Annotated in this window: 11 protein-coding genes; 5 read left to right on the top strand and 6 right to left on the bottom strand. The window is 62.2% G+C overall.

The window, feature by feature from the left end; all coding sequences use genetic code 11:
• Positions 1-118: 118 nt before the first annotated feature.
• The 3 genes from BW940_RS21785 (at position 119) to BW940_RS08770 (ending at position 1,610) form a co-directional block, all read left to right on the top strand.
• Complete coding sequence (locus BW940_RS21785) at positions 119-277, top strand: DUF7556 family protein (RefSeq protein ID WP_173834873.1); 159 nt, start codon at positions 119-121, stop codon at positions 275-277.
• A gap of 142 nt (positions 278-419) precedes the next feature.
• On the top strand, positions 420-950 hold the full coding sequence (locus tag BW940_RS08775) for a hypothetical protein (RefSeq protein ID WP_076608828.1): 531 nt from the start codon (positions 420-422) through the stop codon (positions 948-950).
• A 153-nt stretch (positions 951-1,103) separates the two neighbouring features.
• Entirely contained in the window at positions 1,104-1,610 is a 507-nt protein-coding gene (locus BW940_RS08770; protein WP_076608827.1) for a hypothetical protein, read from the top strand.
• 68 nt (positions 1,611-1,678) lie between these two features.
• On the opposite strand, the gene BW940_RS21780 is transcribed toward BW940_RS08770, so the two are convergent.
• The 6 genes from BW940_RS21780 to BW940_RS08745 form a co-directional block, all read right to left on the bottom strand.
• Positions 1,679-1,837, bottom strand: a complete 159-nt coding sequence (locus tag BW940_RS21780; protein WP_173834872.1) for a hypothetical protein — start codon at positions 1,835-1,837, stop codon at positions 1,679-1,681.
• Between the two features lie 217 nt (positions 1,838-2,054).
• Complete coding sequence (locus BW940_RS08765) at positions 2,055-3,395, bottom strand: ABC transporter ATP-binding protein (RefSeq protein WP_076608826.1); 1,341 nt, start codon at positions 3,393-3,395, stop codon at positions 2,055-2,057.
• Positions 3,382-4,548, bottom strand: coding sequence for an ABC transporter ATP-binding protein (locus BW940_RS08760; RefSeq protein ID WP_076608825.1), 1,167 nt, complete (start codon positions 4,546-4,548; stop codon positions 3,382-3,384). Before BW940_RS08760 ends, BW940_RS08765 begins: the two co-directional genes overlap by 14 nt.
• A 2-nt stretch (positions 4,549-4,550) precedes the next feature.
• The gene (locus BW940_RS08755) at positions 4,551-5,582 is read right to left on the bottom strand and encodes an ABC transporter permease (protein WP_076608824.1); all 1,032 of its coding nucleotides are present in this window, start codon (positions 5,580-5,582) and stop codon (positions 4,551-4,553) included.
• A 2-nt stretch (positions 5,583-5,584) separates the two neighbouring features.
• Positions 5,585-6,586 (bottom strand): ABC transporter permease, encoded by a 1,002-nt coding sequence (locus BW940_RS08750; RefSeq protein ID WP_076608823.1) that lies wholly within the window; start codon positions 6,584-6,586, stop codon positions 5,585-5,587.
• Positions 6,587-6,700: 114 nt separating this feature from the next.
• On the bottom strand, positions 6,701-8,284 hold the full coding sequence (locus BW940_RS08745; RefSeq protein WP_143823879.1) for an ABC transporter substrate-binding protein: 1,584 nt from the start codon (positions 8,282-8,284) through the stop codon (positions 6,701-6,703).
• A gap of 266 nt (positions 8,285-8,550) precedes the next feature.
• Here BW940_RS08745 and BW940_RS08740 point away from each other — a divergent pair, with 266 nt between their 5' ends.
• Positions 8,551-8,970: a PPC domain-containing DNA-binding protein gene (locus BW940_RS08740; protein WP_076608821.1), complete on the top strand. Its 420-nt coding sequence runs from the start codon at positions 8,551-8,553 to the stop codon at positions 8,968-8,970.
• A 1-nt stretch (position 8,971) separates the two neighbouring features.
• On the top strand, positions 8,972-12,601 hold the full coding sequence (locus BW940_RS08735) for a DNA polymerase II large subunit (protein WP_076608820.1): 3,630 nt from the start codon (positions 8,972-8,974) through the stop codon (positions 12,599-12,601).
• Positions 12,602-12,606 lie beyond the last annotated feature (5 nt).

Below are 12,606 nucleotides of genomic sequence, written 5' to 3'. Positions count from 1 at the left end.
GCCAAAATGAGTATAAACCCAATGTTTCGTGCGCCCACGAAAGCCACCTGCTAATTAGTCGTTTCAATGGACAGTCTACTCCGACGAATTTATATACGAGTGGGTGTCACTCTCATACATGGTGACACGATCTCACACCATGACGTCCGACACCGTCGTCGGTTCGATCGACTCGAGCGATTCGGGTTCGGAATACGTTATCGCCGACATCTCGGCCGACGGAGCCTGGCTTTCGATGCAGGCGGACGACGCGCCGACGCTGCCAGCATGGCGATAAGTGTGGGTGAGATCGGGATCGATACGGTCTGCTGTGCCTGTTCACTGGAGCGACTGTACGGTTTTTGGACATCATTTTGTTACCAGCTCTCAGGTCCACGGAGTCACACTGTTTTTGTCGGTGAGCGGTAACGTATCACTCGATGGTCGGCCCACAGCCACCACGCGACACCGGGACCAACACGGACGACGAGTTCGGCGTCGGAACGGACGACTCACGATATACGGTCGCGACGTTTCTGTCGGCGCTCGTGCCGACGGCACTCGCCCGGCGTGCCGTTACCGTCTCGCTCGAGACTGATCGAGACGTCTACGCGCGCGACGACCCCGTCGAACTCACCGTCGAGTTCGCCAACCGGCTTCCCGTTCCCGTCGCGGTTCCGACACCCAGACAGCGCCGCTGGGGGTGGACGGTCGACGGCATCCTCGAGGCCAGCGACGAACGCCGTTTCACCCGCGCTCGTCCCTCGGCGTTTCGGTTCACTGGCGGCGAGCGAAAACAGGTCTCGGTCACCTGGAACGGTCGCCTCGAGCGTGCAGGCGAGGGGACGAGACGCGAATCGATCCTGCCCGATCCTGGCGAGTACGAACTGCGGGCGTTCGTCGCGACCGGTGACGACCGGTCTCGGCCGAGCGATTCGACGACGATCCGGATCGAACGCGACGCCGACTGAGATGGACGGTCACCCGTCACTGCCAGTGCAACTGACGATGATCGCGGGTCCACCGGGACGTCGGGACAGCGGCCCGTCTGAAACGCCGTACGCTGGACCTGTCGTTTACCTGCCACCAGTAACCGTTTAACTACGTGTGTCGTGGTACCACGTATGTCGCTCGAGCAAGTGTTCACCCAGCTTCCCGATCCGGGCTCGCATGCGTTTCCCGACTACTCGCTGCCCCGCGGGGAGCCCGTATTACCGATCGCCGTCACGCGCGACGAACTCTCGACAGTCCTCGAGTTATACGAGACGTTCCAGACCGTCGATCCGACTGGCCTGGACTCGAATCCGTTTCTCGAGGCGGCGACGACGTACATGCAACAGACGTTCGGGATTCCACAGTATCGCCCGGACGAACAGCTACAAGACGATATCGCGGCGCTGCTCAACGACTTCTCGGACGACCTCGGCGGCCGACCGCTGGGTGTCGTCGACGCGACGCCGGCCCACCATCGAACGCTGTACTTCTTCCTGATCAGCTGTCGCGGCTATCACTCCGCGCCCCACATCCGGTTCACTCCGGACGAGACGGCGGTCGAGACGCTGTACGAACTCTACCAGCGCGTGACCGAGCAGGACGTCTACCTCAAACACCCGTCGTCGGTCCTCGAGTGAGGTCGACCTGGTCGGATTCGATCAACTGCAGAGAAAACGAGCGCAAGCGGTGGTCATGAATCGCTTCCTCACCCGGTGAGGAAGCCACCCGGTGAAATGCGGGTCACCGGCCGGCCGTCTTCGTCCGTCGATTGGTCATCGCCGAACTGCGGGGAGTGGGCGACTGTTCGTCGTGCCTTTGCGATTCGCTGCGTGCCTGCCGTGACGGCTGCCAGGATCTTACTCATACATGAGTAAATAGAAAGGGGGGCACATAAGTATTTTCGAAATGAAAGATCGTGTTGTTCAGACGGCGAGCATCGAAATAGGTTCGACATCGTAAACGAACGCTTCAGACGGTATCAACGCGAGATACAGTCGATTAGCGGAACCATTTTTGTGAGACTAGCGGACTATTCACAAACGTACGAAATCAGATAGCTTTCTCGAGTCGGTGCCGAGCTATCACCGGTGGCGATGACACGCCGCGAAGTGTTCGCCCGATCCGTACGCCGGCTCGAGGTCGTAGGCGGGCCGTTCACGCGCACAGATACTCTGTTCGGCGAACGGCTCGAGCAGGTGGTCGGTCGCCTCCGCCCAGCCGTCGCGCTCGTCGGCCGACTCGCCACCGCGTTCGGTGTCCGTGGCGATCGCGTCGATCGCGTCCCTGACGATTTCGCCTGCGTCCCCACGCGGGAGGTCGTCGTCGAAGAACTCCCGGCGCATCTCGGCGGCTGCTATTGGCTCGAACGTCCGCCGTTTGACCGCACGCATGAATGCCCGGGTGTGTGCCCACTCTTCCTCTGTGAGTTCGTACGCCTCGGGGGCGATCAGCTGTGGACACCGGGTCCGGAACCGACAGCCCGACGGCGGATTCTGCGGGCTTGGAACCTCGCCCTCGAGGACGCCACGAGCGCCAGACTCCCGTGGGTCGGGCACGGGAATGGACTCGAGTAATGCCTTCGTATACGGGTGCTGGGGGTTTTCGAACAGTTCCTCTTTCTCGGCGACTTCGACGATGTGGCCGAGATACATCACCGCAACGCGGTCGGAGATGTGGCGGATCACGGAGAGATCATGGGCGATGAAGAGATAGGTGAGGCCGAACTCATCTTGGAGCCGCTCCATCGTGTTCAGTACCTGCGCCTGAATCGAGACGTCGAGTGCGGAGACCGGCTCGTCACAGACGACGAAATCGGGGTCGACCGACAGCGCCCGCGCGAGGTTGATCCGCTGGCGCTGCCCGCCGGAGAAGGCGTGGGGATAGCGGTTGTAGTGGCGCGGATCGAGCCCGACCTTCTCGAGGAGTTCCTTCGCTCGCGCCTCTCGGCCCTCGTCGTCTCCCATCCCGTGGGCGCGCATCGGCTCCTCGATGATCTGGCCGACTTTCATGCGGGGGTCCAGCGACGATTGTGGGTCCTGGAAGATCATCTGGATCTCCGAGCGCTTCTGTCGGAGTTTCTCGCCGCTGAGATCCGCGAGATTCTCTCCCCGGAAGTAGATATCGCCATCTGTCGGCTCGAGCAGGCGCAGGATCGTTCGGCCGAGCGTCGACTTGCCACAGCCGGACTCACCGACTAGCCCGAGCGTCTCGCCGGGCTGGATCTCGAGGGAGACGTCGTCGACTGCCTTCACTCGCTCGCGATCGACGCTGATCGGCGGGAACGTGTCCGGATCGAACTGCAGGCCCCCGAAGAGGCCGGAGCCCTGCCCGAAGTACTTCGAGACGCCCTCGAGTTCGAGCAACGGCCCGTCCCGGTCAGCGTCGCGCGCCTCGCTCGTGCGCAAGTCGCTACTCACCGCCATCACCTCCGGGCTCGTCGCCCGCGGGATTCGCCGCGAGTTCCGACTGCGGTTCGTCGGTTCGTCGGCTTCCCTCGCCGTCCACTGCGCCCTCGAGCGGCGGACTCTCGTCGTAGCCCACGTCGAAGACGTCGTGTTTTACGCAGGCCGCCCGGTGGGGCTCGCCGTCGGCGTCGGCGACCACTTTCGGCTCGGGATGGACCCGTTTGCACACTGCCCGCGCGTCGGGACAGCGCGGGTGAAACCGACAGCCGGAGGGCGGGTTGATCGCCTCCGGCATTACGCCCTCGATCGGCTCGAGGTCCGCGACGGTTCGGTCGGGTCTGGGCATCGACTCGAGTAGGGCCTGCGTGTAGGGGTGTTTGGTGTCGTAGAACAGTTCGTCGACCGGTGCCTGTTCGACGATCTCACCGAGATACATCACGTTCACGCGGTCACAGATTTCGGCGACGACACCCAGATCGTGGGTGACCCAGATAAAACTCGTTCCGTACTTTTTCTGGAGGTCGTCGACCAGATCGAGAATCTGTCCCTCGACGGTGACGTCGAGCGCCGTCGTCGGCTCGTCGGCGATGATGAGGCTGGGTTCACAGGCCAGCGCCATCGCGATGAGCACGCGCTGGCGCATCCCGCCCGAGAATTGGTGGGGGTACTCCTCGTAGCGCTGCTCGGGATCGGGAATACCCACCTCTCGAAGCATGTCGATCGCCTCCCGGCGAGCCTCGTCCTCCGACAGTCCGCGGTTGAGTTCGATGAACTCCCGCAGTTGGCCGCCGACGGTGAACACGGGGTTGAGTGACTCCATCGGGTCCTGGAAGATGACGGCAATCTCGTTGCCCCGGATTCGGGTCCGAATCTCCTCGTTGGAGAGCATCTCGTCCCGTTTTCGCAGGTCGCCGTTGGGGCCGTCCTCGAGACCGAAGAGCGTCTCACCTTTGTAGGTAACCTCGCCGGCGACGATCTCGCCGGGACGCTCGACGAGTCGCAGTAGGCTCATCGAGGCAACTGATTTGCCAGCGCCGCTTTCGCCGACGAGGCCGACGATCTCGCCCTCGTAGACCTCGAAGGAGATGCCGTCGACGGCGCGGACGGTGCCGGCTTCCGTGAAGAACTGTGTCTTGAGATTCTCGACGCGAAGGAGTGGTTCTGAACTCATTGTTAGTCGTCAATTCGGGGGTCGAGGGCGTCCTGCAGGCCGTCGCCGAACAGGTTGAAACCCATAATGGTGATCATGATCGCCAATCCCGGCCAGATCGAGAGCCAGACGTTCGAGTGCATGTAGCCGTGGGAGATGTTGAGCATCTGGCCCCAGTCCGGAGTCGGCGGCTGTGCGCCGTAGCCGAGGAAGGAGAGTCCGGCTACGATGAGGATTGTCACGCCGATCTGCAGCGTCGCGTACACCAACACCGGCGCGAAGCTGTTGGGAACGACATGGCGCATGATGATGTTGCGATCCCTGACACCGGCCGCCCGTGCGGCTTCGATATAGTCCATCTCGCGGACGCTCAGTACCCGGCTCCGGATGATGCGGGCGAAGACGGGGATGAACGCGACCCCCACGCCGATCACGGCGTACCAGATGTTCGCCCCGCCGATGAAGACGGTGAAAACGATGATGAGGATCAGTGGCGGAATCGCGTAGACCGTCTCGACCAGCCGCATCAGCACGTCGTCGACGCGGCCGCCGTAGTAACCGGCGACGGCACCGATTACCGTCCCGCCGGCGAGGCCGATGAACGTCGAGACGAGGCCGACGAACACCGACACCTGCGTGCCGTAGACGATCCGCGTGAAGTAGTCCCGGCCAGTGTGGTCGGTTCCGAGCGGATGCTCGAGCGTGCCACCAGCCGGTAACGGATTCCACGATTGTTCGGCAAGCGGGAAGTACGGCGGCATGTGCTGTGTTCCCTCGCCCGGTGGCGGGATGTACGTGGGGTGATCGAAGATCGGCAACAGCCGCGCGAACGTGAAATCCGACAAGAGTCCGAACGTGAGCAGCGACAGGTTGCTGTCCACGACGGCGTACACCGCGATGCTCAGCACGGCTGCCACGATATACAGCCCCCATCGGGCCGTCGTATCCTGTTTGATCCGCGCGACGGTGTATCGCCAGCCGACGCGGGCTTCGACATCGTCCTCGTCGGCCACCGTGTCCGTGCCGCTCTCGAGTTGTGATTCACCAACTGCCATGATTACTCCCTCTCACCGTAGGTGACGCGCGGATCGACGTACGCATACGAGATGTCCGTGATGATGACGCCGACCACGAACAACACGCCGAGCAACATTGTGACGCCCATCACGAGCTGGTAGTCGTTTTGCTGAATCGCCTCGACGAACAGCTGTCCCATCCCGTTGATGTTGAACACCGTCTCGACCAGCACCGCGCCGCCAAGCGCCGTCGACAGGTTGAGCCCGACAATGGTGATAATCGGAAGCTGTGCGACCTGAAACGCGTGTTTACGAAGGATCGTCCGCTCTGGGACGCCGTAGGCGCGTGCGAGCTTGACGTACTCGCCTTGCAGTGACTCGATCATCTGCGTGCGCTCGACGCGCATGATCGTCGCCATCTGCAACGTCCCCAGCGCGATCATCGGCAAAAGCAAGTGCCGGATCGATTCGTAGTATAGCTCGAGGTGGCCGCTAATGCCCGGGTAGGAACTGGGCGGTCGCCACGGATAGATGAGCCCGCTCGAGGGTAACCAGCCGAGTTTGACGGCGAAGATCAGGATCAGGACGATCCCGATCCAGAACGACGGGGTGCTGACGCCGACGAGGGCGGCGATTCGCGAGGCGTGGTCAGTCGGCTCGTTCCGACGGTTGGCGGCGACGATGCCGAGCGGAATCGCCGTCGCCAGCGCGAACGCGTACGCCGACAGGACCAACAGGAGCGTCGGTCCAATTCGATCCAGTATCAGATCGGCGACCGGCCGCTGGTAGTGGATGCTCTGACCGAGGTCTCCCTCGAGCAGGCCGGCCATATAGGTCAGGTAGCGCTCGTGTAACGGTCTGTCGAGTCCGTATCGTTGTTCGATCGATCGCACCAACTCCTCGCTGTGTTCCTGCCCCTGGAGCATGAGGCTGACCGGATCGCCCGGCCCCAGGTTCGCGAGCAGGAACGTAATAACGGAGATCCCGATCAGGACGGGTATCGCCTGCAAGAGCCTGTAGATCGTGTATTTGAGTAGTTTCATTGCGCAGTTCGCGTTTGCATTTCGTCGTGCTCGTCTCGAGATGGCTCCATTGCCGGCGAGTCGGTGGAAACCACGGTCGGCCGTTTCCACCGGCGTGGCGCCACTGTCAACGGTTTACTCCATGGAGACGTTCGTATACTCCGCGACGAGAGTCGGGTTTCTCGTCACTTCCGGATGGGCCTGCAGACCCTGGACGTAGTCGCGGGCAGCCATCGTGTTGTCTTGGGTAAACGCGGGCAACACGGGCAGTTCCTCGACGATTTCTCGGATGACGGGCTCGTACAGATCGTAGCGCGCGTCCTGGTCGGCCGAGTTGCGGCCCTCGGCGATGTCGTCGTGGAAGCCGTCGCTCCCCTCGTAGTAGTGACCCTGATTGACGCCCGCCTGGCTCTCGTGAAAGAGCGGGTAGAGGTAGAAGTCGGGGTCAGGACCGCCGGTCCAGCCCAGCATGTACATCTGGTAGTCGTCCTCGTTCCCGCTCGTGTACGTATCGACCAGCGTCGCGAAGTCGAGCGTCTGCACGTCGGCCCCGTAGCCAATCTCGTCCAATCGGGTGGCGATCCGTTCGGCCAGCTGCGCGCGAATTCCCGCCGGCGTGATGATCGTCGGCTCGAAGTCGTCTGGCGCGTGTTCCTCGAGCAGCGACTGGGCCTCGTCGGGGTCGTACTCGGGCAACAGCTCCTGGTACTCGTCTTCCGGGAACCCCCAGACATCGTTGACAACCGGTGGGACCGGGCTGTACATCGGCGAGGCCACGTTTCCAGCGTTGGACTCGATGAAATCCTGCATCGAGAACGAGTGGGCGATCGCTCGCCGGACCTCCGGATTCGCCGTTGGCCCCTCGTTGCAGTTAAACGCCATATACATGAACGACGGACTCTCGGCCGAGTAGAGTTCTACCCCTTCTTCGTCCTCGAGAATGTCCCAGTCGTCGTTTGGAATCCCGGCGATGGCGTCGGTGTCGCCCGATCGAATGTCGGAGATCCGGCCCGCGTCGTCGTCGTGGGCGACGAAGCGAACCTGCTCGAGGTTCGGCTCGAGGTCGTCCCAGTAGTCGTCGTTGCGCTCGAGTTCGACGTACTCGTTGTCCTGGAAGTCGGCGAACTCGAACGGACCGGAACCGACCGGATCCCTGTTGAACGCCTCGCGGTCGTCGGTGCGGACGGATTCGGGGACCACTGTGACGCCCATCGTCGCGAGTTCAAACGGGCCGTATGGCTCGTCACCGAGGTCGACCTGAAGCTGGTAGTCGTCGATGACCTCGGTGCTCTCGATCATGTCGTACTCGGCCGCGTTTTCCGTCTCCTCTTCGACCGGCGCGGTAAACGAGTGGGCGACGTCTGCGGCGGTTACCTCGTCACCGTTGTGGAACGTGGCGCCGTCTACGAGTTCGAAAATATAGCGCGTCCCGTCGCGCTCGATGGTCGGCTCACCTGCCGCGAGTTTGGGCTGTAACTCGAGTCCGTCGTCGTACTCATAGAGCCCGTCGAAGACGAGTTGAATCACCTGAAAGCTGTAGGCGTCGTTCGAGATGACGGGGTCAAACTGTTCTTCACGCGATTGCTCTTGCGTGAAGTGGAACTGCTCGGCACCATCACCGTCACCGCCACCAATGCACCCTGCAATCGCTGCCGCGGAGACGGCAGCTCCCGACGCGAGGAGATGTCGCCTGGTAACGTTCACCATGTCTTGTGGCATACTGTAACATGTGTTCTGTCATACCTTATATAACTTTTGATACGTGTACTGTTTATATTGGTCGTATTTAGCCAACATCTTCCGATATCCGTCATCTCATACTACCTCTGCTGAATAATGCAGATTATTGTACTCAACTGAACAATGATTGCCAATAGTTATCTTCCGCAACCGCTCCGTCGGGGTATTGTGTGAAATGCTATCGACTCTCTGTTGAGCGTAACCGAACGTAGCCCTTTTTCTATCGGCGGACACAGTTGTGTCGTATGAACTATCGCGCCGTCGAGACCACGGACGAGTACGTCGCCCGCCTCGAGACGGGTGCCGACTGGCGGGCCGAGATCGAGTCGCTCGCAAACGACGTCGACGCCGACGCGGCCTGGTTTACCGCTCTCGGTGCGGTCCAGGACGCCGAAGTCTGGTTTTACGACCAGGACGACTGCGAGTACTATCCGATCGCATTCGACGAGCCACTCGAGGTCGCCAGTTGCGTGGGCAACGTCTCCCTGTTAGACGGCGACCGATTCGCACACACCCACGTCGTCCTCTCGGATGCGGACGGCACCGCCGTCGCGGGCCACCTGAACGAAGCGACGGTCTGGGCCGGCGAGGTCCACATGCGCGTCTTCGAAGCTCCCCTCGAGCGTGAGCACGACGAGACTACCGACCTCGACCTCTGGCTCTGATATGCGCGAGGAAGATGCTCGGTACTTCCAGCGCCTCGAGGACCAGTTAGACGAGGCGTTCGACGTCGCCGAGCGAGCCAAACAACGCGGCGGCGACCCGGAGCCCGAAGTCGAGATTCCGGTTGCCAAGGACATGGCCGACCGCGTCGAGAACATCCTCGGCATCGACGGCGTCGCCGAACGCGTCCGCGAACTCGAAGACCAGATGTCTCGCGAGGAGGCCGCCCTCGAGCTCGCAAAGGACTTCGCGGACGGGAGGGTCGGCGATTACGAGACGAGAGCGGGGAAGATCGAAGGCGCGGTCCGAACGGCAGTCGCGCTTCTGACCGAGGGCGTCGTCGCCGCGCCGATCGAAGGAATCGATCGGGTCGAACTCTTACAAAACGACGACGGGACCGAGTTTGTCAACGTCTACTACGCCGGTCCGATCCGTTCGGCGGGGGGGACAGCACAGGCACTCTCTGTGCTCGTGGCCGACTACACGCGTGCGCTCGTGGGTATCGAACAGTACAACGCCCGTGACGACGAGATCGAACGCTACGCCGAAGAAATCGCCCTCTACGATAAGGAAACCGGCCTCCAGTACACGCCGAAAGCGAAAGAGGCCAAGTTCATCGCCAAACACCTCCCGATCATGCTCGACGGGGAGGCAACGGGCGACGAGGAGGTGTCGGGCTTTCGTGATTTAGAGCGGGTCGACACCAACAGCGCCCGTGGCGGGATGTGTCTCGTCCTCGGGGAGGGGATCGCGCTCAAGGCCCCCAAAATCCAGCGGTACACCCGCAATCTCGACGAGGTCGACTGGCCGTGGCTGCAGGATCTGATCGACGGCAACTACACGGCTGATGAGGGCGAGGACGGTGCGGACAGCGACGAAGACGACGCACACGCAGAGTCGGACGAAAGCGACGGTGACACGACTGAGCCGGCCGACGATTCCGACGCGTCTGACGGTCCGCCGCGAGCCGAGCCATCCACGAAGTTCCTCCGGGATCTGATTGCCGGTCGGCCGGTCTTCTCTCATCCAAGCGCCGAAGGCGGCTTTCGGCTCCGGTACGGCCGTGCGCGCAACCACGGCTTTGCGACCGGCGGGGTTCATCCCGCGACGATGCATCTGGTCGATGACTTCCTCGCGACGGGGACCCAGATCAAGACCGAACGCCCCGGCAAAGCCCACGGGATCATCCCCGTCGACAGCATCGACGGCCCCACGGTCAAACTGGCAAACGGCGACGTCCGTCGGATCGACGACCCCGAGGAGGCCCTCGAGATCAGAAACGGCATCGAGAAGATTCTGGACACCGGCGAGTATCTGGTCAACTACGGCGAGTTTGTCGAGAACAACCATCCGCTTGCCCCCGCCTCCTACGTCTTCGAGTGGTGGATTCAGGATCTGGCAGACGCCGGTGCAGACACGCAGGCGCTCGAGGACGACCCCCGAATCGACCTCGAGTTCCCCGAGGCCGAGCAAGCCCTCGAGTGGGCGACGGCGTACGACGCCCCGCTCCATCCCCAGTACACCTATCTCTGGCACGATATCTCGGTCGAGACGTACTGCGCCCTCGCGGACGCCGTTGCCCATGGCCGAGTCGAAGACGACGCCGACGGGGACGGGACGCTCGTCCTCGAGTACGGCGAGTCGACCGCGGTGGCACTCGAGACGCTCATTATCGAACACCGCCAGCGCGAGGCCGAGAACCGAATTGAGATCGACGACTGGCGACCCTTCGCCCGCACGCTGGGGTGTGAGCCCCGCCAAGCGGTCACTGATGGGGCCACGCTGGAACCCGACGGGCACGAACAGGCATCGACCATCGAACTCGAGCGCACCTGGAGCGACGACGACCTCTCCGAACGGGCCCGCACGTGGGGGCACGAAGAAGACGGCGACAACGCCATCGAGGCGGTCAACGAGGTGGCTCCCTTCCAGGTTCGCGAACGCGCGCCGACACGGATCGGCAATCGGATGGGCCGTCCGGAAAAGTCAGAGCGGCGCGATCTCAGTCCGCCGGTCCACACGCTGTTTCCCATCGGCGAAGCCGGTGGTGCACAGCGCAACGTCGCCAACGCGGCCAAACACGCCGAAACGATGTCGGACACGCCCGGCGTCGTCGAGGTTCAGATCGGTCGCCAGCGCTGTCCCAACTGCGAGACGGAGACGTTCAAGAACCGCTGTCCTGAGTGTAACACCCGGACGACCCCCGACTACCGCTGTCCCGACTGCGAGCAGCGTATCGAACCCGACGAGGCCGGTCGCGTCGAGTGTGGCCACTGCGACCGCGAAGCTACCTGTGTCGAATCCCGCGAGATCGACATCCACGAGGAGTATCGTGACGCCTTGGAGTCGGTCGGCGAACGCGAGAACGCCTTCGAGATCCTCAAAGGCGTCAAGGGGCTCTCCTCGGCGACGAAGGTCCCCGAACCCATCGAAAAGGGAGTGCTTCGTGCGAAACACGACGTCAGCACGTTCAAAGACGGCACCATCCGCTACGACATGACCGACCTGCCCGTCACGTCGGTCCGCGCCAGCGAACTCGATATCGACGTCGGCCAACTCCAGGCACTGGGCTACGAGGAAGACATCCACGGTGACCCGCTGACCCACGAGGACCAGTTGGTCGAACTCAAGGTCCAGGATATCGTCCTCTCGGACGGCGCAGCCGAGTTCATGCTCCAGACCGCTGCCTTCATCGACGACTTACTCGAGCAGTACTACGGCCTCGAGCGGTTCTACGAGTTCGAAGACCGACAGGACCTCGTGGGCGAACTCGTCTTCGGGATGGCACCCCACACGAGCGCGGCAACTGTCGGTCGAGTGATTGGGTTTACGACCGCAGCCGTTGGCTACGCACATCCGTACTTTCACGCCGCCAAGCGCCGCAACTGCGATGGTGACGAGGACTGTGTTATGCTGCTTCTTGACGGGTTGCTTAACTTTAGCAAATCGTTCCTCCCTGACCAGCGCGGCGGCAAGATGGACGCCCCCCTCGTCATGTCCTCGCGAATCGACCCCTCCGAGATCGACGATGAGGCCCACAACATGGACATCGTCTCCCAGTACCCTCGCGAGTTCTATCTGGCGACTCGCGAGCAGGCCGATCCCGAATCTGTCGAGATCCAGATCGGCGAAGACACCCTCGGCACCGACGGCGAGTACACCGGCTTCGAACACACCCACGACACCACCGACATCGCGATGGGGCCCGACCTCTCGGCGTACAAGACGCTGGGTTCGATGATGGACAAGATGGACGCCCAGCTCGAGCTTTCGCGCAAACTCGAGTCAGTCGACGAGACCGACGTCGCCGAACGGGTGATCGAAGGCCACTTCCTGCCGGATCTGATCGGCAACCTCCGTGCGTTCTCACGGCAGGAAACCCGCTGTCTCGACTGCGGCGAGAAGTTCCGCCGGATGCCCCTGACCGGCGACTGCCGCGAATGCGGTGGTCGGGTTAACCTCACCGTCCACGAAGGCTCGGTGAACAAGTACATGCAGACGGCGATTCAGGTCGCCGAGGAGTACGACTGCCGCGATTACACGAAACAGCGCCTCGAGGTCTTAGAACGCTCGCTCGAGAGCGTGTTCGAGAATGACAAGAACAAGCAATCGGGGATCGAGGATTTCATGTGAAACGG

The organism is Natronorubrum thiooxidans (genome assembly GCF_900156475.1).
Lineage (GTDB): Archaea > Halobacteriota > Halobacteria > Halobacteriales > Natrialbaceae > Natronorubrum > Natronorubrum thiooxidans.
Note: the sequence above shows the minus strand (reverse complement) of the source record. Positions and strands in the feature narration are given on the sequence as shown.

What these genes read in the sequence shown, in the direction of transcription:
- BW940_RS21785 (WP_173834873.1), top strand. Translation starts at nt 119, where the DNA reads ATGGTGACACGATCTCACACCATGACGTCCGACACCGTCGTCGGTTCG.
- BW940_RS08775 (WP_076608828.1), top strand. Translation starts at nt 420, where the DNA reads ATGGTCGGCCCACAGCCACCACGCGACACCGGGACCAACACGGACGAC.
- BW940_RS08770 (WP_076608827.1), top strand. Translation starts at nt 1,104, where the DNA reads ATGTCGCTCGAGCAAGTGTTCACCCAGCTTCCCGATCCGGGCTCGCAT.
- BW940_RS21780 (WP_173834872.1), bottom strand. Translation starts at nt 1,837, where the DNA reads ATGAGTAAGATCCTGGCAGCCGTCACGGCAGGCACGCAGCGAATCGCA.
- BW940_RS08765 (WP_076608826.1), bottom strand. Translation starts at nt 3,395, where the DNA reads ATGGCGGTGAGTAGCGACTTGCGCACGAGCGAGGCGCGCGACGCTGAC.
- BW940_RS08760 (WP_076608825.1), bottom strand. Translation starts at nt 4,548, where the DNA reads ATGAGTTCAGAACCACTCCTTCGCGTCGAGAATCTCAAGACACAGTTC.
- BW940_RS08755 (WP_076608824.1), bottom strand. Translation starts at nt 5,582, where the DNA reads ATGGCAGTTGGTGAATCACAACTCGAGAGCGGCACGGACACGGTGGCC.
- BW940_RS08750 (WP_076608823.1), bottom strand. Translation starts at nt 6,586, where the DNA reads ATGAAACTACTCAAATACACGATCTACAGGCTCTTGCAGGCGATACCC.
- BW940_RS08745 (WP_143823879.1), bottom strand. Translation starts at nt 8,284, where the DNA reads ATGCCACAAGACATGGTGAACGTTACCAGGCGACATCTCCTCGCGTCG.
- BW940_RS08740 (WP_076608821.1), top strand. Translation starts at nt 8,551, where the DNA reads ATGAACTATCGCGCCGTCGAGACCACGGACGAGTACGTCGCCCGCCTC.
- BW940_RS08735 (WP_076608820.1), top strand. Translation starts at nt 8,972, where the DNA reads ATGCGCGAGGAAGATGCTCGGTACTTCCAGCGCCTCGAGGACCAGTTA.